Consider the following 20,560-nt stretch of genomic DNA (forward strand, 5'->3'; position numbering starts at 1 on the left):
ATAAAAAAAGGCAGACACGTAACATGCCTGCCTTTTAAAATAAAGGAAATGAGACTTACTTGTCCACCAGCTCTTTCAGAGCCTTGCCGGGAACAAACTTGGGCGACTTGCGAGCAGGGATGGTGATGGGTGTTTTTGTGCGGGGATTGATGCCCTGGCGCTTTGCACGCTCAGAAACCTGGAAAGTACCAAAACCAACAAGCGTTACTTTCTCTCCGGACTTGAGTGTAGAGCTCACTGAATCGATAAATGCATTCAGAGCCTTCTCCGCCTGAACCTTCGTAATACCAGAAGCCTCAGCCATCTTACCGATCAATTCTTTCTTCGTCATGCCCCCTCCTTATATGGGTCATTGGTACGTTAGGATGTTCTGAAAAAATATTACTTATCGCAAAACCCTTTGTCAACGAATTATACGCAATATTTGCGCAAAGATGCGCATAATTTTTCGTATTGGATTCTTTGTTCATGGTACTCCGGGCGGTCAAGCAGTGCGTAAGTATATTCCTTTCCTTGCTCTACGCCAGGCTGATCTATAGGGTTCACCCCGAGCAGCTCACCTGCGGCAACGGTCGCATACATATATAAATACATAAGATAACCCATGTTCCACTCGTTGAGTTCATCCATCTCAATTCGCAGGCTGCAGCGCTGTTTCTGCAGCAGGGCAATCTGGGTTGCGTGCAGCTGTGCACGCAGGAGTTTTGCCATGGTCTGTCCATTAAAGTAGTCGATTTCACCATCCAGTGAAATATCATTCTGGTGGCGAAGAATTTCGATAAAAGTGATAATCTTGTCGTCGGGGCCTTCCATGTAGAGTTGCACTTGGGAATGCTGGTCAACAGTGCCAAGCGCATCCACAGGAGTCTGGCCAACAGGCTTTCCATCGCGGTTAATTTTCCCGAGACTTTCGGCCCAGAGCTGTCGGAACCACTGCCCAAAGGGGTGCAAACGGTCGGAATAGGGCATGAGCACATTGATGGTGCGTCCCTTCTGATAGTTTGCGATATAAAGTGCCGCCAGCAGCAGACCTTTGTTGGTGCGCAGGGAATCAGAGAGACAGTCGTTTGCAGCAGCATGGGCACCCTGCAACAGACTCTCAAGGTCTATACCCTTGAATCCTGAGCTCAGAAGTCCAACGGTTGAAAGAACTGAGAATCGTCCACCCAGTGGCGAGGGGATGTGAAAAGTAGGGATGCCATCGCGCTGCCGTATTTCCTGCAGGTAGCCTTTTTGCGGATCCGTGGTGAATATAAGATGTTTTTGCAGGGGGAGTCGTTTGCGCTCCAGCACATTGCGAACGGCAATATAGTTGGCAAGGGTCTCAGAGGTGGACCCTGATTTGGTGATAATGTTAAAAACAGTCTCCTGCAGGTTTATCTCCTGGAAAAGACGGTGAATCTTATCGGGCTCGACATTGTCAAGATAATAGATACTCTTGCCATTTCCGCGAAATGCCCTGTCGAGGACGAGGTTTCCGAGGTTTGAACCACCGATGCCCACAACCACGAAATTTCTCATCCCGCCAAGGTTTTCCTGCAGAAATCGCTTTATGGAAGGGAGCTCATCGTGCGCTATGGAAAGGCCTGCACGAAAGGCATAGGTGCTGTCGGCAAGTCTGGCTTCAAGCTGCCGATGGAGTTGCGTGCGAAAACGCAGGTCAATGGCTTCAAGCACTTCAGAGTTCAGACCGGTAGCAACGTTCTCTTTCATGGTCAGCGTATAATCGATGGTAATCATTACAGCCCCCCTTTTTTAGTATGTTAGAATATCGCCATGATCTCGACAAAAGACAAGTAAAATTCCCGCAAAGGATTCGTATATGCGAAAGCGCGTTGCCCGTCTGACCATCTCACCCCGGCAGTTCCAGCAGCTGGTGCCATTTGAGCAGAAAATCCTGGAAAGTGCCGGATTTGCTTATACATGCGTGCATCATGAAAAGGGAGAAATACCTCACCCTGCGGTACGCGACGCCCATGTCATCATACCCAATACCTCCTATGTAATAAGTGCCGAGGTCCTGGCATACTTCCCCAACCTTGAGGGGATTCTGATACCGAATTCCGGGTATGACCATGTGGATATGGCGGCTGTGGCAGACCGTGGAATTCGCTGGCAGCATCTTCCAGTGCCACGCAGTATTGACGTAAGCGAGTCGACGATCATGATGATGCTTGATCTTCTGAGGAAGTCCAGCTCCATCTATCAATCCATGCAACAAGGGCACTGGGTGCGCAACCAGATCAGAGGTACGGGACGTCTCCATGGCAAGGATATCGGCATTATTGGTTACGGCGTTATCGGCCGCCGGGTCAGTGGCATGCTGAAATCTTTCGAGCCGCGCAGCCTGGGATACTATGATCCTTTTGTCGCAGCAGATGAGGTATATGACCATGCTGTGCAGCGCTATAGCGATCTGAAAACCCTGCTCTCTTCATGCTCAGTGGTCAGTCTGCACTGTTCACTGACAACATCTTCACAGAATATGATCGACGACGAGGCACTGTCACACCTTCAACCAGGATCATACCTTCTCAATACTGCGCGGGGAAAAGTGGTCGATGAATCTGCGGTGCAAAGGGCTCTGAATGGGGGGATCCTTGCGGGTTATGCTGCGGATGTCTTCCAGGATGAACCTCTGGGTGCGAACCACTGGATGCGTTCACATCCACAGGTGCTGTGCACTCCCCATATCGCCGGTTACACTTTTGAAATGCTGGAGCAGCTTGTGGAACACGAACGCGCGGCTCTGATCAGCTGGTATCCGGAGATGCGGTCGTCAGATCGTTGAAAAGTGATCAATGAGGCGTTTGGCAGCGCGATCTCGGATCTGCGAGCTGGGCGCATTGAGAATCACCGTGATGAGATTACGGTTATTCTTGTTCGATGTGGTGATCACGCAGAAACCTGCACTGTTGGTATAACCGGTTTTCAGGCCAGTGACGTAGTCCAGTCGCACAAGAGGACGATTGCGGTTCACCAGCAGAAAATCCTGTCCTCCGGGACGGCGGAAATAATCCACTTCGGTGCTGGCGATTTCAAAGATTTCCGGGTTTCTCGCCATCAGTTTAAAGGTAAACTGTGCCAGTTCATAGGGAGTAGATATATTATCAGGTCCTCCACGGTTCGGCAGACCATTGACGTTATAGAGCCTGGTGTTTTTCAGCCCCAGAGTCTGTGCCTTGGCCGTCAGTAGCTGGGCGGCATGGTTCGCGTCACCTCCACCAATGACCTCTCCCAGCAGGTAGGCAGCATCATTGGCGGAGTGAATCATCGTGGCCTTGGCAAGTTGCTCTATGGTGGTATTTTCGTGCTCGCGCAGATACACTCGCGAACCCCCGATAAGCGAAGACCTGGTCGAGGCCCGTAATTCTTTGTCAAAAGTGAGGGCCCCCTGCTGAATACGGTCAAGAAGCTCTTCCATCAGAAACACCTTTGTCAGTGAAGCTATTGGCATAACCTCGTGCAGGTTTTTGGCATAGACGATCTCCTGCCGGTTTGCGTCAACGACTATTATGGCTCCAAGCTGCGAGGCCTCGGGAAAGAAAAAAGAACGTTGGTTCAGACGAAATTCCGGCAACGCAAAGGGCATCTGCTGGGTCGCTGCACGCATCTGAATCTGCAGGTGCCCCACGCGCGGTTCTTCCGGACGCATACTGTAATAGGAGACCAGCAGATAGGAGAAGAACAAAAACGGGAAGAGTCCGAGCAGAACCTGGTTCAGTCTCGGCGCTGTGATAATTCGAATAAAGGCGTTTCTGGCCAGAGGATCAGAATTCATCAGGACTTGATTGTGTGTCTTCATTTACGTTCTCGCTGATCTGAGCAGGTTTTCGGTGGGATACAATGACTGAAGGCGTCACCAGCTCAACATTCATCTCTTCAAGCCGGCCAGTAAATTCTTCCAGTGCTTCAATGGTGCGAGAGCGCACATGACCGATGCCGATGGCTGAACCGTAGCGCTGCGCATCACGGACCAGGATATCCAGCTGTCGCAGGATGGCCTCCACATCGCTTTCGTTATCTATAAACACATCACGGAACCCGCTGGATACCTGAAATTCTGTGGCAACGGCATAGGCTTGCGAGTCGCTGGTAGTATAACTGTCAATAAAGTAAAGGTCCCGCTCCGCTATCATCTCCATGACAATGCGCAGCCGGTCAGGGTCCTGAGTAAACCTGGAGCCCATGTGATTGTTAATCCCTGCGGCTCCGGGAAGTGACTCCAAAGCAGCGGTGAAAGTACTGCGGATCTCTTCTTCGTCCATGGTAGTCAGCAACGCTGCCCAACCGGGATTAATAAGGGGATTCTGCGCCTCCATGGGCTGATGAAGCATGTATTCCAGTCCCATGCGGTCAAGAAGCTGCGATATTTCGCGGGAGAAAGGACGTTTCGGAAGTATGGAAAGGGTAACCGCCGGATGGATCTGTACCGCCTGTTTTGCCAGCTGAAAGTTGTCACCGGCATCGTCAAGGATAATGGCTATCCGCGCCGGTTTCTCCCACGGCTCTTCCACCTGAAGGGGTTCAAGAGGTGTTCCTGGACGAGGAGGAACCGGTATTTCATCCATGGGCACCCCTTCAGGCTCTGCCGGATGATAGGCAATTTCCGGTGTGAAGAAGAGCAGCGAATGGGTCGTGATCCCCTGGGGCAGAGAGAGCCGAATCTTGTAGTACGCCTTGTTGTCCCGGGAACCGGCTTCCCGAGAAGAAAGACGCACTTTCCACGGGGCCAGTGCTCTCATTATTTTACGTTCCAGGGCAAGGAGGTCATCATCGCCCATGACGTTGATCTCGCGGTAGTAGTAATTCCACTGCTGATTATCGCGGGAGGCCAGTCGCATCTGTTCATGGGTGATATCACCGGATGAGATGCCGTGCTCGAGAAGAACAGCCTGCAGTGCGTTTTCAACGCCCGTGCTGGTACGGGTATAATCCAACAGCACCGGCTTCTCCCTGTTTACGTGGGAGTACGCGCCAATGGCGAAAACGAGCGTCAGGATTGAAGCCAGAATCAAGATCGACCAGAGAAAGGTTGTGTATCGCTGCATAGGTGATTAACCGTCTATCATCCCTTCAGGCGTAGCGGTACGCCAGCTGCGTAGACATCCGAATATCAGATGCCATGCCGTGCTGGCGCACTCTTTGGCGGATTACTTGTTGTTCAGATCCAGTTTTCCACCGAATACGTGAATGGCGCTGAGGACATCAATGGCCCTGAGGAGCTGCAGGTCATCCAAGGGCATTTCCGATGTGCTGTTGTCCTCAGCAGGGATCCCTTCGAATTCGCCGCGAATATGGCCGGGAATATCTGCCTCACGCATTCCCTCGGTGCCTTCGTCTCGCACAATGCGCCCCTGCTCGACGATAACATCTGGTGTTATGCCGACACCCTGTATGGCTCCGCCAAAAGGGGTGTAGTAACGCGCGGTAGTCAATCGCATGCCACTGCCATCTGAGAGGGGAATAACCGTCTGAACCGAGGCTTTCCCGAAGGTCTGCGTGCCCATGATAATCGCGCGTTTATAGTCCTGCAGTGCACCGCTGACGATTTCCGAAGCGGAGGCACTGCCACCGTTGACGAGCACCACCATGGGATATTCACGTTGTTTATTGTCGAAAACCTTGGAATGCAGCTCTGTTCGACTGCTGGTACGACCTTCGGTATAGACGACCAGTTTGTTCGGCGAGATGAACGCACTGGTGACATCAATTGCCTGATTCAATAATCCACCCGGGTTGTTGCGCATATCCAGAACAAGTCCACTCAGAGGCTGGCTTTCAAGGTCCTTCAGAGAGTCGCGCAGCTCACTTGAGGTATTCTCGTTGAAGTTGGTAATGCGTACGTAACCAATATCTCCATAACGCTCATGACGCACACTTTTCACTTTAATGATATCACGGACAATGGTGAAATCCTTGCCCGTGCTCTGGCCTTCACGCCAGATGGTAATGGTGACAGGCGTGTTGGGCTCACCTCGCAGAATGCGCACCGCGTCCATCACACTCATGCCCTCGGTGGCCTGGTTTTCGATTCTGATGATACGATCGCCGCTTTTAATGCCCGCCTTCCATGCCGGAGTATCTTCAATGGGCGCAATGACCGTGAGTACCCGATCACGAATGGCAATCTGTATACCAAGCCCACCAAATTCCCCACGCGTATCAGTTTTAAACTCCTGATAGGTCTCGGGTTTCATAAAAGATGAATGGGGGTCAAGAGTGGTGAGCATTCCCTGGATAGCACCGTAGATGAGTTCTTTCTGGTCAGGGACTTCCACATAGTTGACATTTATATAGGACAGAGTTTCGCTGAAAAGCTTGAGCTGCTGACGAAGCAGGTCGTTGTTTATGGCAAAAGCAGTAGCTGCCATGGTTGCAAATATGGCTACAACAAAAAGTATCTTCTTCACATTTCCTCCAGAAAAATCCATTCTTGTGGGTCGAGGGGCGTCGATCGGTGTCTGAGTTCAAAATACAGATAGAGGCTTGAACCCAGGAGTTCATTGGCGTAAACGCGATCCCCTTCATTGACGATGACATCAACCAAGCCACCGTACACGGAATAATAATTGTTGCCATGATCAATAATGATCACGTTTTCAAAACGATAAAGGTTCCCTCTATATACAACTTCTCCATCAAAGATACAATAGACGCGGGCATCATTTTTCATATCGATAAGAAGGGAATTGTCGTCCTGGGACACGAAGTACGGGCCATCAGCGGGCAGCGGTATATAGCCTTTGAAGTGCTGGATGTCCTTAACGGTTTCATAGAAATCCGCTTTACGGTTCAAAAGGTCGCGAAAGATTTCCTGCAGATCCTGCTGCTCCTCATGCAGGTGATCCAGAATCCGTTTTTTCTCCTGGGTCAGGGCGAAAGAGCTCTGCACCTTCCGGGTGATGGCATCAATCTCTTCCAGGAGCCCATGGGAGCGGCTGGAAAAACGTTGTATCATAGACTGGTGCTCAAGAACCTTCTTATGATTGTCATTGCGAGCCACCTGCAACTGACGCAGATCACGATACAGAGCCTCCAGGAATGTGCCGATTTCCATGAACACTGACTGGAGATAGCGCGTATCGTCATGGGGGATATGTATATCGCGATAAAGCAGCCTCGATGAGCGCTCAAGGGAGTTACGGCGTTCGCTCATGGATGCCTCCATCATGGAGATTTCACGATCAAGCTCTTCAAGGAGAGTCTGCCCCTCCCTGAGACGGTTCCGCATATTCTGAAGCTCCATGTCGATGGCTTTTACCTCCGCCAGAAGCCCAAGCCGCAGGCGCTCCTGTTCCTCAGTCTCATCCACGATAGTGGCAATATCCGCCACAAGGGCGCCGATACGGGTGGAAACCCTGGAAATCTGCTGGTTCACTTCCTGGATTGAGTGATCAATCTGGCGTAGGCTCATCAGAGGCTCTGCCATTGCAGGAGCGGTAAGCACAAACAGAATCAGTGTGGCGCAGGAGGCAGTGAGGGATTTCCGCAGCGATGTCCATGGCATTCAGGAGGCTCCACGCAGGGTAAACATACTGACGATGACAGAGAGCAGGGCCACAATAGAAGAGTTCAAGGCAACCTGTTCCATGGTGGGGTAGTGCAGCGCGTAGCTGCCGAGTATAGTGAGAAAGGACGTATCGGATGCCAGAAAATAGACACTGTAAAGTGAGGCGCCGATGGCAATGGCAATACTGCAGACGCCGATGAGAAAGGCCTCAAGGAAGTACGGACCTTTGATGAACATGCTGGATGCGCCCAGGATACGCAGAATCCTGATGTCGTCCATATATTTGTAATAGGAGATGCGTATGGTGTTGGACACCATGACGGCGCAGACAAAGACTACAAAAGCACCGATGATAAGACGAAACCTCTCCGTCAGATCCAGGGCTTCAAGCAGAACGGATATCTCATGGAAACTGTATTCGACAGACAGGACCGAATCACCAGAGGAGTTGATGCCGTTGATGATGGAGCGGAAGTACTGAATGTTGTGGGAATCCATGCTGACCAGGTAGCTCTGGGGTAGGGGGTTGACCTCCATGGCGCTCAACAGATCGGACTCATCTGGATACCGTTGCGAAAATATTACCAGGGCTTCCTTGTGGTCAATAAACCGAAAGTTGAGATTATAGCGCTTCAGGAATGCCTCTAGATCCCCATCACGATCTCCGTGCATATAGACGACTATCCGACTGCCATCTATGCGGTAGTCAATATAATTGCGAAGGTTATGAAGAAAAGTCTGGTAGAGAATCAGGCAGGTCAACGCTATGGAGATAGTCAGAATGGCCACCAGCGTCACCAGTGGGGTAGACAGCATGTTAAACCAGGCTCGTTTAAGGTGAAACATCATAGCTGATCATTCCGTTATCCACCCGATAGACAGGAATGCCGGAGCCTTCCACCAGGTGATTGTCGTGGGTTGCAAAAAAAACCGTGGTGCCCATATCGCATATCTTCCTGAAAATACGAAAGATATCGATGGATTGCTTCATGTCAAGGTTACCGGTCGGCTCATCGGCAATGATGACGGGAGGATTGTGTATAAGTGCGCGGGCTATTGCCACGCGCTGCTTTTCACCGCCAGAGAGCTGCATCACAGGCGCATGAATGTACTTCACCAGGCCCAGCATTTTACAGACTGCCTCCACCCTGCGGTCGATTTCTCTGCGAGCGGTGAATCCACAGATATGCAGCGCAAGTGCGATGTTATCGTAAACATTGAGACGCTCAATAAGGCGATAGTCCTGAAAGACCACACCAACGTCGCGACGATGCCTGGCCAGCTCATTGCCACGCAGATCCGGCACATTACGGCGGTTCACCAGCACGCTTCCCTGGTTCGGGTGCTCTTCGCCCAGGATCAGGTTGATAATCGTCGTTTTCCCCGCGCCACTGGGACCACAGAGAAAGCAGAACTGTCCCTTGGCGATGCGTATGTTCACACCGGAAAGTTCAAAGTGATCCCCATAACTTTTCGTAACATTGTAAAATTGAATCATGGCGATTGGTCCTTCGCGACACTTTCTGATGCTTTGCACCTCCTAGTTGTACTCAATTCCTCCCATTAACCGCAAGATGAATGCGCCTTATTCCCATTTATGTTTTCCTGGGCCAAATTAAACGTTTTTCCCTTCTTTCACCTTCTGCGAGGGGCAAGGTATACCCGGCGAGGATTTCGTGTCCTGATTTTCATTTTTCGAATGCGAATTTCCCTCCTATTCATGGCAATTACACCATGGACAGTGATATGCAAAATTCCCGATAGATTTAATAGGGTTTGATCTTTCGCATATTTGTAATGAAATAATATATTTCATTACAAATATGATTGTAAATACTCCACTGCAATGGTAACGTGTTCCGCATAAATGTCTTACGAAATGCAGCGCATGAGTAAACTAAAAATGGGCCACCTGGTCTCATAGAGTAAAGCACGGGGGTAATGAAACCATGAATTCCATGCAGAGGATCATAAAAAATTTTTGCAGCTATATGCGCATGGAGAAGGGTTGCTCCCCGGGAACCATTTCAAAATATTCCCAGGAGCTGGGAAGGCTTGCGGAACATCTGTACGAGCAGGGTATCCATGACTGGCAGGAGGTTACGCACCTGGAGCTGCGGGCATATCTCTATCAGCGAGCCGGCAATCTCTCAAAACACACGTTCTCCACAGTGCTTGCGACCCTGAAGTCCTTCTTCCGCTTTACGGTACGCGAAGAGATAACCCACGCCAATCCAACCACGAAACTCTCTTTTCCCCGCAGGTCTCCACAGGATAAACTCCCGCAGTATGTGAACTCAGAAGCTCAGTCGGAGTTCCTGCAACAGCTTCTGTCACTGAAGCGCAATTTCACCAATGACCGGAACCGCTCCATTATTTTCACGTTTCTCATGACGGGCATGCGAACATCGGAGCTGTGTTCTCTCAAGCGCAGTAACGTTTCCGCTGGAACCCAGACCTTTATCATCACGCGCAAGGGTGGTAAGCAACAGGTTCTGCCCATGGCCACAGAACTTGTAAAAATTCTGGATACCTACTGGACACCTTGGTATGATGCCATTCCTTCGGAATACTACTTCTGCACAAAACAGGGACAGCCCATGACGCCGCGCACGATATGGCACCTGGTGTCGCGCCAGCTGCAGAGAGTAGATACCCTCAGCTGTACGAAGCAAGGTGCCCACGTCCTGCGTCACACCTTTGCCACGAATCTTGTGCGACGCAAGGCGAACCTCATTGAAATACAGAATCTTCTGGGCCACGCCGATGTGCGCATGACACAGATATACACTCATGTATCCCCAGAATCCCTGCGCAGTACGGTCAACCTCCTCAACCTCCAGGAAAGGGATAACCATTGATAAACGAGAAAGATACCCTGGCCATAGAGCATGCATGCATCCACGGGCTGCTGCAGCTCTCCCCTGAAGCAACACTGCGGCACGCTCCCCTCAGTGTCTCCCCCTACACCATCAGTCAGCACCTGCAGCACACCATGACGACATTGACACCTGTCTGCAACCAGCTGCTCCATAATCTGTCACGGGATCATGAGTGTCTGCTGGACATGCATACTCCCCTTGCTGATGGCGACGAGTTTATGGCGATTCTCCTGGATATAGCCCGCAGTGCGTCTTCCACCCAGCCGGCAAGCCTGCATATGTTCCGCAATGACTTTATGGTGGAAGAACACGAAGGTGTTCTGTGGCCAAAGCTGGTGGAGTGCAATACCATTTCGGCAAGCTTTCATGGCCTCATGCAGCGCGCGACTCAGGTGCACTCTCACCTGGCGAAACTCGGACACCTGCCGGCTATCCTTCCCCAGGAACCCCTGGCAGAGCTGTGCAGTGGTTTTCAGGCCGCGTTAGCCATAATGGGGCTCCCCGACCCCTGCATACTCTTCGTCGTGCAGCCCCATGAGCGGAACATTTTTGATCAGCGCCTGATTCAGTTCGCCATAGAGAGCCACCTCGGCGTACCCGTAGTTCGCCTGAGTCTGACAGAAATAGCCCGCGAGGGCGTCCTGCGTAATGGCCACCTTTTTGTGCAGGGCAAACCTGTCGCCGTGGCCTATTTCCGCTCCGGTTACACTCCGGAGGACTATCCCAGCCAGATGGCCATTGATGGCCGCAAACTGTTGGAAGCTGCCGACTGCATCAGGACACCGGATATCTTTACCCACCTGGCGGGAACAAAACTTGCGCAGCGCGCACTGGGAAAGCCCGAATTTCTTCGGAACTACCTGGATGCCACCTCCATCGCACCTCTGCTTCAGGTCACCAAAGCCATGTACCACCTTGATGAAATCCACCCGTCGGGTGTGCCGATCACGGATCACGTCAGGCGCTTTCCCCAGAACTATGTCCTGAAGCCACAGCGCGAAGGTGGTGGGAATAACACCTACGCAGATGATATTCCCCCTGCCCTGGGCGCTCTCAGCGCCAAGCGCAGACAAGCCCATGTGCTTATGGAGAAGATTCACGCCCACACCCACACCGCTCGACTGATTGTCGATGGAAACGCGGAAGATCAACTTTGCATCAGTGAAACAGGGCGCTATGGCATGATGGTCCATGATGGCACCGCAACGCTGATCAACCGGGATATCGGCTACCTGGTGCGCACCAAAGCGGCCAGCAACAACGAAGGTGGCGTCTGCTCAGGCTACGCCTGTCTGAATACCTTAACCCTGGAGGCGCATCCCTGATGGCTTTGTATGCGATCCTGCTCATTGCCATAGCGCTGGCCATGGATTCCTTTGCGGTATCCATCGTCAACGGGTGCACCATCCGCAACCTGCGCGTACATCATGTCATGAAAGTTGCCTTCTGTTTCGCGGTATTTCAGGCCCTGATGCCGCTGGCAGGCTATGTTGCCGGTGTCGGCTTCCGCGACTATGTCAACAGTTACGGCCATTGGATTGCCTTTTTCATTCTCCTCTTTGTTGGCGCAAAAATGGTATATGAGTCCTTTTCGCTGGGCAGTGAGGCGCAGCACTGCCCCATTGCCCGCGAAGAGCGCGCCCACTCTCTGCGACGCATCCTGTTGCTCTCCTTCGCCACCAGCATAGATGCCCTTGCTGTTGGCGTCAGTTTCTCCTTGCTGAATCTTTCCATCTGGTTTCCTGTATTCATCATAGGTCTTGTCACCTTTGCGTTTTCCTTCGCAGGAGTGTACATCGGCAATCGCTTCGGTCGTGTGCGCGAAGAGTATATCGAGCGTCTGGGCGGGGCGATCCTCATCGCTATCGGTGTGAAAATTCTTCTGGAGCATCTGTAATATCAAACAAATGAAACCATGTGACACAGCCGTTAAAAGTCAGTGTTAAGAAAATTCATTGACACTCCACAGGGCAGTATATAACATTACAGCCACGATATTATACCGATCAGTATACTGAACATTGTGCACCCGCCCCGCCAAGTTTATAAGTTTCATTTAACCTCATTCAGTCAGGTGTAGAGCATGTCTTCAAAAAAATCACCTATTCACCCTCTTTATCAATACCGGGTTTTCCGTGACCTCACCCAGGAACATATCGCCAAAAGCATAGGTGTTTCCAGGGCCCATATCAGTGGCATAGAGCGAGGCACCCACGTCCCGTCAAAAAAACTGGCTCAGGCAATTGAGCAGGCAACCATTGGCGTGGTAAAGGCAGAAGATATTTTGCTGTTCCACGACCATTACTCTGAAGAGAATTCCAAACCCAAGTGAGCGCGAAGCAAAAGCTCTACTGGCACATCGAAATAAACGGGATAGTCCAGGGTGTTGGATTTCGTCCCTTTGTCTATCGAATCGCCCGCCAGATGAATTTGCCCGGCACTGTCAGAAACAACAGTGCCGGAGTGGAAATACAGGTGTGTGGGAGTAACGATGACATCAATGTCTTCTGTGAACGTATCCGCACTGAAGCTCCGCGAGTCTCCAGGATTGAGACACTCACCGCCACCATAACAGCACCCTGTAACCTTCCAGAGTCATTCACCATTGACGCAAGTCACGGAACAGCGCCGCCCCTGACATCCATCAGCCCGGATCTCGCCATTTGCCATGAGTGCCTGCAGGAGATGTTCGACCCCCGGAATCGACGCTACCTGTACCCATTCATCACCTGCACCCACTGCGGACCGCGATATACCATCATGGCCAACATCCCCTATGATCGCCCCAACACCTCCATGGCAGCCTTTGCCATGTGTGATGACTGCCGACAGGAATATACTGATCCCGTCGACCGCCGTTACCATGCGCAACCAGTGAGCTGCTTTCACTGCGGGCCAACTCTGCGTTTCCTGAACCAGCAAAGCCAGTGTCTTGCCACGCAAACCGATGCTGTGCGCCTGGCAGCCCGTGAAATACTTCAGGGAAACGTAATCGCCGTCAAGGGATTGGGCGGCTTTCACCTGCTGTGCGATGCAACGAATCACCGGGCAGTGGAGTCGCTGCGCGAGCGCAAACACCGCTACGGAAAGCCGCTGGCAGTCATGTTCCGTGACCGTGAGCATCTGTTATCCTATTCACCCTGCGATGAAACGGCATTGCAGCTCCTCGAAAGTCATCGTGCGCCCATTGTCCTGCTGGAACGTCTGCCGCACTCCCGCCACCGTCCCCTCAGTGAACTGGTCGCGCCGGGTGTTCCAACGCTGGGAGTCTTTCTTGCCTATACACCGCTGCACCGCCTCCTGCTGCATCTGGTCAACCGCCCAGTGGTCGCCACCAGTGCCAACATCAGTGATGAACCGATCATCACGAATGTTCATGACCTCTACGCCAGACTCAGTGGTGGTTTTGCATTTGCCCTTGATCACGATCGCCCGATACTCAATGGCTGTGATGACAGCGTCATGACCTTTGCAGGCACTCGTCCGCTTATGTTGAGAAGCGGCCGGGGCTATGCACCTGTCAGCTTTCCCCTTGAACATTCATTTCGCCAGCACGTGCTGGCAACGGGGCCCCAACAAAAAGTCACCATTGCCCTCGGCATCGAAGATCAGCTTGTGGTCAGCCCGCACATTGGTGACCTTGAATCGCCGGAGTCCCTGCAGTTTTTCTCGGAAACCAGGAAGACTCTGTGCCGGCTGTATCAGTCAGAGCCAGAGCGCCTGCAGCACGACCTTCATCCGCGTTATATGACGACGCAGTGGGCGCTCCAGCAAGGCGTACACTGCCACGGCGTACAGCACCACCACGCCCATGCCCTCGCGGTCATGATGGAACACGGCCTGCATGAACCCGCACTGGCCTTTGTGTGGGACGGCACAGGCTATGGCACTGATAACACCCTTTGGGGAGCCGAGACCCTGTTGCTGCATGGCGAGTCCTGTGAGCGCCTGTATACGATACATCCACTGCGCTTACTTGGTGGTGAAGCCGCCGTACGCGAGCCCCGCCGCATCGCCCTGGCCTGCCTGCTGCAGATGTATGGTCCAGACGCGCTTCCTGCCTACCGCCACTGCCCCTCACTGCGCAGTTACAGCGACGGGGAACTGCAGATCCTCATCAAAGCGTGGCAAAAAGGTGTAAACGCACCGCTGAGTACCTCCGTAGGGCGCCTCTTCGACGCCGTTGCCAGCCTGTGTGGCATCTGTCAGAAAGCCGACTATGAAGGCCAGACCGGACTGCTTCTGGAAGCCCTTTTTGACCCCTCGGTACCGTACCCGCCTCTGGTTTCTCTGCCAGCGGCAGGCCACAGAATTGACTACCGTGAGCTCTTCAACTATATACTCCAGGGAAGCGATGTGCGGCAGTCGGTCAGCGTCTTTTTCCGCGCACTGGTGCACACCATCGAGCAGATCAGCCAGCGGCATCCTCAGTTGCCTGTCATCTGCACCGGTGGAGTGTTTCAGAACAGAGTTCTGGTCAAGTTGCTGGACGAGTATTTTCAATGTTCCGGCCAACGCTTGTACATGCCGGTCGTTCTGCCTCCCAACGATGCATCCATTGCGGCGGGGCAGGCATACGCGGCTCTTCTATCATCCTAATCATTCGGGAGTTTTCCATGTGTACGAATTGCGGCTGCCCGGCATCAGGCCAACAGCACCATGACCACAGTCATTCTCACTCTCATTCTCACGAACATGGCCACAGCCACGGGCGTGACCATCATCACCATGGCACCCTAGAGGAAAACCCTCACCTGTCTTCAGCAAAAACCCTTGAGGTGATGTCGAGCCTGCTGGATCAGAACAACCGGTATGCCATGGTCAATCGCAAGCGGTTTGACCAGCATGGCATTACCGCTATCAACCTCATGGGCAGCCCCGGAAGTGGTAAGACAAGTCTGCTTGAGGCCACGGGAACCTTTCCCCAGATTCGTCTGGGGGTCATAGAGGGCGACCTTGAAACCTCCCAGGACGCGCAGCGACTGCAGGCTATTGGCGTACCGGCTTACCAGATCACCACAGGCACAGCGTGCCATCTCGACGCCCATATGGTTGGCCATGGCATGGACCATATCCCCCTGCATGAGCTCGATTACGTCGTGGTGGAAAACGTCGGCAACCTGGTCTGCCCTGCCAACTTCGAACTGGGCACACACGCCAATGTGGTACTGCTCTCGGTTCCCGAAGGTCATGACAAGATAACCAAGTATCCGGTCATCTACCGCTATGCTGATATTATCATCATCACGAAGGTGGACCTGCTGCCCCATTTTGATTTTTCCCTGGATCGGGTACGCCACGATCTTTCCCATATCAACCCAGGCGCGACCCTGTTAACGCTCTCCACCAAAGACCCGCAGTCGTTGCAGAACTGGCTTGCCACCCTGCAGAATCTTCGTCAGAAGGAAGGTTGACATGTGCCTCTCCATTCCTTCAGAAATACTCTCCATTGACGAAAATAACATGGCCCTGATTGACACCATGGGGGTACGTCGCCATATCAGCCTTGACCTGATGCCGGAGCCCGTTGAAGTGGGAGACTTTATACTGCTGCATGTGGGATTCGCCATTGGCAAGATTTCCCGTGAAGAGGCTCTGGCCAGTCTTGAAACCTATCGCGAGCTCCTGGAGCAAATGGAAAACCGGGACGGCACCCTGTGAAGAATACGCTGGAACTGACCGCGGCCCTGCGCCATCCACAGGCGATTCAAGCCATGGCGTCAGCCATCGGAACCGCTGCCACAATGCTTGAGACACCCCTGCACATCATGGAAATCTGTGGCGGGCACACCCACTCCATCATGAAATATGGCATCGATACTCTGATGCCGGAAAACATCCGCTTTGTCCATGGCCCCGGGTGCCCCGTTTGCGTGCTGCCCAAGGTACGTGTCGACCATGCCATCTGCATGGCAACCCAGCCTGACACTATTCTCGTCTGCCTGGGCGATATGATGCGCGTTCCAGGCAGTGGCGGCCAAAGCCTGCAGCATGTCCGGGCAAACGGCGCCGATGTGCGCTTTGTGTACTCACCGCTGGATGTGCTCCCCATTGCGGCAGAAAACCCCGGCAAGACCGTGGTGTTTTTTGCCATCGGCTTTGAGACTACGACACCGACCACGGCATCACTGCTGCATACGGTCCAGGCAAATAACCTGAGCAATATCGTCTTCCATATCAATCACGTCATGGTGCCTCCTGCCGTAACAGCACTTCTGCAATCGGGATCTTCATCTGTTAACGCCTTTATCGTCCCGGGCCATGTCAGCGCCATCAGTGGCTGGAAGCCCTATGAAAAGCTTGCGGAAGAACATCAGGTTCCCTTTGTGGTCTCCGGCTTTGAGCCGGTGGACATCCTGGCAGCCGTACGAACGATAGTCACGCAGTCGCTGGAAAAAAAACCTGCGGCACACAACGACTACAGGCGGGTCGTCTCCTATGAAGGCAATTCACGCGCCCGTGAGCTGGTGGACTTATATTTTGAACCGCGCAGCACCTTTCCCTGGCGCGGACTCGGCGATATCCCTGCCAGTGCCCTGCAACTGAGGGAACGCTTCCGTCATCTTGACGCGGAAATCCTCTTTCAGTCCGTTTTACCGGAAAATTCCAGTGATGATCATCGCAACTGCCTGTGTGGAGCTATTCTCCGTGGCGTAGCCCTGCCCGGACAGTGCCAGCTCTTTGGCAGGCAGTGTACTCCGTCCAATCCTCAGGGAAGTTGCATGGTAAGCAGTGAAGGTGCCTGTGCCGCTTATTACAAGTATCGCGGAGAAGCCCTATGAAGGAATCCATTCAATTAGCCCATGGAGGCGGAGCAGCGCAGTCAGCTGAGCTTATCCGCGAACTGTTTTTTCGCTACTTTTCCAATGAAATACTTTTACAGGCCGAAGACGCCGCCGTCCTTCCCATGTCGGGAGGAAAACTGGCCTTTACTACTGACGGATTTACCGTTTCTCCACGCCAATTTCCCGGTGGCGATATCGGCAAGCTGGCGGTTTGCGGAACCTGTAATGATCTGGCCATGATGGGTGCCAGACCACGGTATATGAGTGCTGGATTCATTCTCGAAGAAGGGTTCGCCCTCAGTGAGCTGGAGGCACTTGTGCGCTCCATGGCTGAAGAACTGGCCCACAATGGCTGCCAGATCGTTACCGGTGACACGAAAGTTGTTCCACGTGGCAGTGCTGATGGCCTCTATATCACCACCAGCGCTGTAGGTTCCGTGGAAATACCCTCGCTGAGTGCCGCAGCTCTGCAGCCGGGGCACAGAATCGTCGTATCCGGCCCGGTTGGAGATCATGGTACCGTGATTTTTGCCCAGCGTGAAGGAATGGACCTGCAGACCGACCTGGTCAGCGACTGTGCATCACTGTGGCCTGCCGTGCAGGAAATTATCCAAAGCGGCATCCCACTTGTCGCCATGCGCGATGCTACCCGAGGGGGACTCAGCGCCGTGCTCCATGAGTGGGCGCAGCAGTCTTCAGTTTCCCTCACGGTGCAACAGGATGCCATTCCCGTGCGGCCTGAAGTGCTCGGCATCTGTGAACTGCTGGGATTTGAGCCCTATCACCTGGCCAATGAAGGCACCTTTGTACTGGCTGTGGAGGCTCGTCATGCCGCAGAACTCGTGGAAGTTCTGCGCACGAAAACCGCTTGCCATCAGGCCAGCATCATTGGTGAAGTGTGCGAAGGGCATCAGGGAAAAGTCATTCTGGAAACGGCCTGGGGAACCCGCAGATTCATGGAGATGGGATCAGGAGAGCTGTTGCCGAGGATCTGCTGAGTTCACGCCATGGCGTTAAACGTTGTTGATGAAATCATTGAGCCACTCATGACTCGCGTTTACGGCTTCATCAAAGGTGACCGGGGAGATTCCCAGGGACTCCAGGGCATCATACATCTCGCTGTGATGGCGCTGCTCTTCGGCGATGACAATAAAGAGCAGCCGCCCCAGCAGGCCCTTCTGTGTCAGAAGCGCTTGAGCCATTTCTGCCGGCAACAGAATGTTTTTCACGAGCTCCTGTTTGGAAATACCGATAACCGTATCCACCAGAGAGAGGATTCCCAGGAAGAACGCCGAATCACCCAATGGTGCGTACTTGCCGCCGCTGTAGCGGATAAGAAGTTCTTCCATCAGCTTTGCCCGCATCAGGGCCGTTTCAAAGATAACGTCCTTTTTCTTTTTCTGGGAAGCAGTGCCACTGTCGGGATATGCGAAATTCAGCAGCATCAGCCAGCTTTTGAGCTTCTTGAGCCCCAGGAGTTTTATGGCATGCCCGATAGACCGTATGGGAGTGGTGAAGTTCATGGCACCGGAGTTCATGTAGCGCAACAACGTATAGCTGAGCTCAGGATGCCCCTTGAACTCGTGTTCAATAACCGATGGTTCACTGTTCTGGTTTATCAGTCGCAGGATGCGCAGGATGGGGGCTTTGCTGGGATTATACTCTTCTGAGCGCAGAACCTCCGGCTGAGCGTAGAAGTATCCCTGAAAGTAGTGAAATCCGATCTTTTTGCACTCATGGAAGATATCCCAGCTCTCCACCTTCTCGGCCACCAGCTTGGCCGGAAGCTTCTTCAGTATGGGGATCTTCTGAGCCAGCCTGGGAATAGTGACTTTCTGCAGGTCAATCTTGATATAGTTGGCCTTTTTAATGAGGGGGCCGAAACGCTCAATATACCAGTTTTCAAACTCAAAGTCCCCAAGGGCAAAGCGAAAACCATTCTGCTTGTAGGCATCCATCTTCGCCAGGAACTTCTCATCCACATCGGTTTTGGCCAGAATCTCCAGCACCAGCTGATCCTTTGGAATAATATCAACAAAATCCTGGGAGAAAAAGGCCGTATCGACATTGATAAAGCCCGGGCGATCGCCGAGTACCTTTTTCGTGCCGAAGTTCCCCAGAATATTGGCCATCATCTTGGCGTTGACAATCTTGTCATCGGAGATAATCGCCCGATTCATCATGCCCTGACGGAAGAAAAGTTCGTAGGCAAAAACCTGCTGATCAGCATCTATGATTGGTTGACGTCCGATAAAGACTTCAGACACGGTAACCTCTGTTTCATGGTGTAAGCTTGGATCTTTCTTGATAAACAGAAGCGATTATAGTGCACCTGAAGGGTATGTCAAAGAAAAAAGGGCGGATGAAATCCGCCCTCAATGAAGGGTTAATGCGGTATGGTCAGCACAATTTTGCCGAAGTGATGATCCTCTTCCATGGTGCGGTGAGCTTCGACAACCTCATCCAGACTGAAGGTACGGTGAATCATGGGAACGATGGTGCCATCGGCAAATTTTGGCAGGGCGGTGCGGGTGAATTCCGCCACAATTTCCGCCTTTTCCTTGACTGGACGACTGCGCAGAACAGAACCGATGATCTGCTGTCTTTTCACCATCATCAGAGCCAGGTTGAGTTCAGCCTTTATGCCACTGGTAACACCTATGATCACCAGCCTGCCCTTGTAGGCCAGGGACTTCATATTGGGATCAAGATATTTGGCGCCCACATGGTCGAGAATAACGTCTACGCCCTTCTTGGCGGTAAATTCCTTGACGGCATCGGCAAAATTGGGCGTCTCTTCATAGTTGACTACCAGATCCACCCCAAGATCCTTGACGCGATCCTGCTTTTTTGTGGAGGCCGTCACGATCAGTTTGGTATTGGGAGTGAGCGCCTTGCACAGTTGGATGGCTGCGGTATTGACGCCACCACCTCCACCGTGGAGGATAGCCGTCTGGCCATCGCGTAATTCGCCAATCATAAAGACGTTCAGAAATGCGGTTATATAGGATTCACAGACACAGGCGGCCTGTTCAAAACTCATGGAATCGGGAATCGGCATCAAATGGCTGGCATAGGCCACGGCATACTGGGCATATCCTCCACCACCGACCAGAGACATGACACGATCACCAACCTGGTACCCGGTGACACCCGGACCAATTTCTTCAATGGTGCCGGCCACTTCCAGGCCGAGAATTTCCGAATCACCAGGCGGGGGCGGATAATTACCCTCCCGCTGCACCAGGTCCGGACGATTAATGGACGTCGCCATAACCTTGATTAAAACCTGGCCTTCGGCAGGTGCCGGCTTGGGTACATCCCCAACCTTCAGTACCTCAAGCCCTCCAAAACCCTCCATTAACACTGCGCGCATCTAT

Annotated in this window: 20 protein-coding genes; 10 read left to right on the plus strand and 10 right to left on the minus strand. The window is 52.6% G+C overall.

The window, feature by feature from the left end:
- Window positions 1-55: 55 nt before the first annotated feature.
- The gene (locus tag ACZ46I_RS10345) at window positions 56-331 is read right to left on the minus strand and encodes an HU family DNA-binding protein (protein ID WP_013505929.1); all 276 of its coding nucleotides are present in this window, start codon (window positions 329-331) and stop codon (window positions 56-58) included.
- 80 nt (window positions 332-411) lie between these two features.
- Window positions 412-1,740: a glucose-6-phosphate isomerase gene (locus ACZ46I_RS10350; RefSeq protein WP_013505928.1), complete on the minus strand. Its 1,329-nt coding sequence runs from the start codon at window positions 1,738-1,740 to the stop codon at window positions 412-414.
- Window positions 1,741-1,822: 82 nt separating this feature from the next.
- On the opposite strand from ACZ46I_RS10350, the gene ACZ46I_RS10355 reads away from it, so the two are divergent.
- Window positions 1,823-2,791 (plus strand): NAD(P)-dependent oxidoreductase, encoded by a 969-nt coding sequence (locus ACZ46I_RS10355; protein ID WP_464280732.1) that lies wholly within the window; start codon window positions 1,823-1,825, stop codon window positions 2,789-2,791.
- On the opposite strand, the gene ACZ46I_RS10360 is transcribed toward ACZ46I_RS10355, so the two are convergent.
- From ACZ46I_RS10360 to ACZ46I_RS10385, 6 genes are all read right to left on the minus strand, one after another.
- Entirely contained in the window at window positions 2,780-3,781 is a 1,002-nt protein-coding gene (locus tag ACZ46I_RS10360) for a D-alanyl-D-alanine carboxypeptidase family protein (protein ID WP_464280733.1), read from the minus strand. The two genes, ACZ46I_RS10355 and ACZ46I_RS10360, sit on opposite strands and share 12 nt — an antisense overlap.
- Window positions 3,771-4,946 carry a divergent polysaccharide deacetylase family protein gene (locus ACZ46I_RS10365; RefSeq protein ID WP_464280734.1) on the minus strand — a complete coding sequence of 392 codons (1,176 nt, stop codon included), beginning with the start codon at window positions 4,944-4,946 and terminating at the stop codon, window positions 3,771-3,773. Before ACZ46I_RS10365 ends, ACZ46I_RS10360 begins: the two co-directional genes overlap by 11 nt.
- Window positions 4,947-5,153: 207 nt before the next feature.
- Window positions 5,154-6,413 (minus strand): S41 family peptidase, encoded by a 1,260-nt coding sequence (locus ACZ46I_RS10370; protein ID WP_013505924.1) that lies wholly within the window; start codon window positions 6,411-6,413, stop codon window positions 5,154-5,156.
- Window positions 6,410-7,510 (minus strand): murein hydrolase activator EnvC family protein, encoded by a 1,101-nt coding sequence (locus tag ACZ46I_RS10375; RefSeq protein ID WP_464280735.1) that lies wholly within the window; start codon window positions 7,508-7,510, stop codon window positions 6,410-6,412. The genes ACZ46I_RS10370 and ACZ46I_RS10375 overlap by 4 nt, the downstream gene beginning before the upstream one ends.
- Window positions 7,511-8,329, minus strand: coding sequence for a cell division protein FtsX (locus tag ACZ46I_RS10380; RefSeq protein ID WP_226509053.1), 819 nt, complete (start codon window positions 8,327-8,329; stop codon window positions 7,511-7,513).
- Between the two features lie 16 nt (window positions 8,330-8,345).
- Complete coding sequence (locus ACZ46I_RS10385; RefSeq protein ID WP_013505921.1) at window positions 8,346-9,011, minus strand: cell division ATP-binding protein FtsE; 666 nt, start codon at window positions 9,009-9,011, stop codon at window positions 8,346-8,348.
- Between the two features lie 451 nt (window positions 9,012-9,462).
- On the opposite strand from ACZ46I_RS10385, the gene ACZ46I_RS10390 reads away from it, so the two are divergent.
- The 9 genes from ACZ46I_RS10390 (at window position 9,463) to hypE (ending at window position 18,178) form a co-directional block, all read left to right on the plus strand.
- The gene (locus ACZ46I_RS10390; RefSeq protein WP_013505920.1) at window positions 9,463-10,374 is read left to right on the plus strand and encodes a tyrosine-type recombinase/integrase; all 912 of its coding nucleotides are present in this window, start codon (window positions 9,463-9,465) and stop codon (window positions 10,372-10,374) included.
- Window positions 10,371-11,720, plus strand: coding sequence for a hypothetical protein (locus ACZ46I_RS10395; RefSeq protein ID WP_464280736.1), 1,350 nt, complete (start codon window positions 10,371-10,373; stop codon window positions 11,718-11,720). The genes ACZ46I_RS10390 and ACZ46I_RS10395 overlap by 4 nt, the downstream gene beginning before the upstream one ends.
- Complete coding sequence (locus tag ACZ46I_RS10400) at window positions 11,720-12,292, plus strand: manganese efflux pump MntP (protein ID WP_013505918.1); 573 nt, start codon at window positions 11,720-11,722, stop codon at window positions 12,290-12,292. The genes ACZ46I_RS10395 and ACZ46I_RS10400 overlap by 1 nt, the downstream gene beginning before the upstream one ends.
- Window positions 12,293-12,478: 186 nt before the next feature.
- Window positions 12,479-12,727 carry a helix-turn-helix transcriptional regulator gene (locus tag ACZ46I_RS10405; RefSeq protein WP_013505917.1) on the plus strand — a complete coding sequence of 83 codons (249 nt, stop codon included), beginning with the start codon at window positions 12,479-12,481 and terminating at the stop codon, window positions 12,725-12,727.
- On the plus strand, window positions 12,724-14,994 hold the full coding sequence (gene hypF / locus ACZ46I_RS10410) for a carbamoyltransferase HypF (protein WP_464280737.1): 2,271 nt from the start codon (window positions 12,724-12,726) through the stop codon (window positions 14,992-14,994). The genes ACZ46I_RS10405 and hypF overlap by 4 nt, the downstream gene beginning before the upstream one ends.
- Before the next feature lie 17 nt (window positions 14,995-15,011).
- Window positions 15,012-15,809: a hydrogenase nickel incorporation protein HypB gene (gene hypB / locus ACZ46I_RS10415; protein ID WP_464280738.1), complete on the plus strand. Its 798-nt coding sequence runs from the start codon at window positions 15,012-15,014 to the stop codon at window positions 15,807-15,809.
- Window position 15,810: 1 nt separating this feature from the next.
- On the plus strand, window positions 15,811-16,056 hold the full coding sequence (locus ACZ46I_RS10420; protein WP_013505914.1) for a HypC/HybG/HupF family hydrogenase formation chaperone: 246 nt from the start codon (window positions 15,811-15,813) through the stop codon (window positions 16,054-16,056).
- A complete protein-coding gene (gene hypD, locus ACZ46I_RS10425; protein WP_226509047.1) occupies window positions 16,053-17,177 on the plus strand; it encodes a hydrogenase formation protein HypD in 1,125 nt (374 codons plus the stop codon). The genes ACZ46I_RS10420 and hypD overlap by 4 nt, the downstream gene beginning before the upstream one ends.
- Window positions 17,174-18,178, plus strand: coding sequence for a hydrogenase expression/formation protein HypE (hypE, locus tag ACZ46I_RS10430; protein WP_226509046.1), 1,005 nt, complete (start codon window positions 17,174-17,176; stop codon window positions 18,176-18,178). The genes hypD and hypE overlap by 4 nt, the downstream gene beginning before the upstream one ends.
- A 15-nt stretch (window positions 18,179-18,193) precedes the next feature.
- On the opposite strand, the gene ACZ46I_RS10435 is transcribed toward hypE, so the two are convergent.
- Together ACZ46I_RS10435 and ACZ46I_RS10440 are read right to left on the minus strand one after the other, a co-directional pair.
- The gene (locus tag ACZ46I_RS10435) at window positions 18,194-19,447 is read right to left on the minus strand and encodes an EAL and HDOD domain-containing protein (RefSeq protein ID WP_013505911.1); all 1,254 of its coding nucleotides are present in this window, start codon (window positions 19,445-19,447) and stop codon (window positions 18,194-18,196) included.
- Window positions 19,448-19,566: 119 nt separating this feature from the next.
- Entirely contained in the window at window positions 19,567-20,556 is a 990-nt protein-coding gene (locus tag ACZ46I_RS10440) for an NAD(P)H-quinone oxidoreductase (RefSeq protein WP_464280739.1), read from the minus strand.
- Between the last annotated feature and the right edge of the window lie 4 nt (window positions 20,557-20,560).

The sequence above is a fragment of the Desulfurispirillum alkaliphilum genome (assembly GCF_055378285.1).

Coding starts and splice junctions, on each gene's coding strand:
- ACZ46I_RS10345 (WP_013505929.1), bottom strand. CDS start 331: ATGACGAAGAAAGAATTGATCGGTAAGATGGCTGAGGCTTCTGGTATT.
- ACZ46I_RS10350 (WP_013505928.1), bottom strand. CDS start 1,740: ATGATTACCATCGATTATACGCTGACCATGAAAGAGAACGTTGCTACC.
- ACZ46I_RS10355 (WP_464280732.1), top strand. CDS start 1,823: ATGCGAAAGCGCGTTGCCCGTCTGACCATCTCACCCCGGCAGTTCCAG.
- ACZ46I_RS10360 (WP_464280733.1), bottom strand. CDS start 3,781: ATGAATTCTGATCCTCTGGCCAGAAACGCCTTTATTCGAATTATCACA.
- ACZ46I_RS10375 (WP_464280735.1), bottom strand. CDS start 7,510: ATGCCATGGACATCGCTGCGGAAATCCCTCACTGCCTCCTGCGCCACA.
- ACZ46I_RS10380 (WP_226509053.1), bottom strand. CDS start 8,329: ATGCTGTCTACCCCACTGGTGACGCTGGTGGCCATTCTGACTATCTCC.
- ACZ46I_RS10385 (WP_013505921.1), bottom strand. CDS start 9,011: ATGATTCAATTTTACAATGTTACGAAAAGTTATGGGGATCACTTTGAA.
- ACZ46I_RS10390 (WP_013505920.1), top strand. CDS start 9,463: ATGAATTCCATGCAGAGGATCATAAAAAATTTTTGCAGCTATATGCGC.
- ACZ46I_RS10400 (WP_013505918.1), top strand. CDS start 11,720: ATGGCTTTGTATGCGATCCTGCTCATTGCCATAGCGCTGGCCATGGAT.
- ACZ46I_RS10405 (WP_013505917.1), top strand. CDS start 12,479: ATGTCTTCAAAAAAATCACCTATTCACCCTCTTTATCAATACCGGGTT.
- hypB (WP_464280738.1), top strand. CDS start 15,012: ATGTGTACGAATTGCGGCTGCCCGGCATCAGGCCAACAGCACCATGAC.
- ACZ46I_RS10420 (WP_013505914.1), top strand. CDS start 15,811: ATGTGCCTCTCCATTCCTTCAGAAATACTCTCCATTGACGAAAATAAC.
- hypE (WP_226509046.1), top strand. CDS start 17,174: ATGAAGGAATCCATTCAATTAGCCCATGGAGGCGGAGCAGCGCAGTCA.
- ACZ46I_RS10440 (WP_464280739.1), bottom strand. CDS start 20,556: ATGCGCGCAGTGTTAATGGAGGGTTTTGGAGGGCTTGAGGTACTGAAG.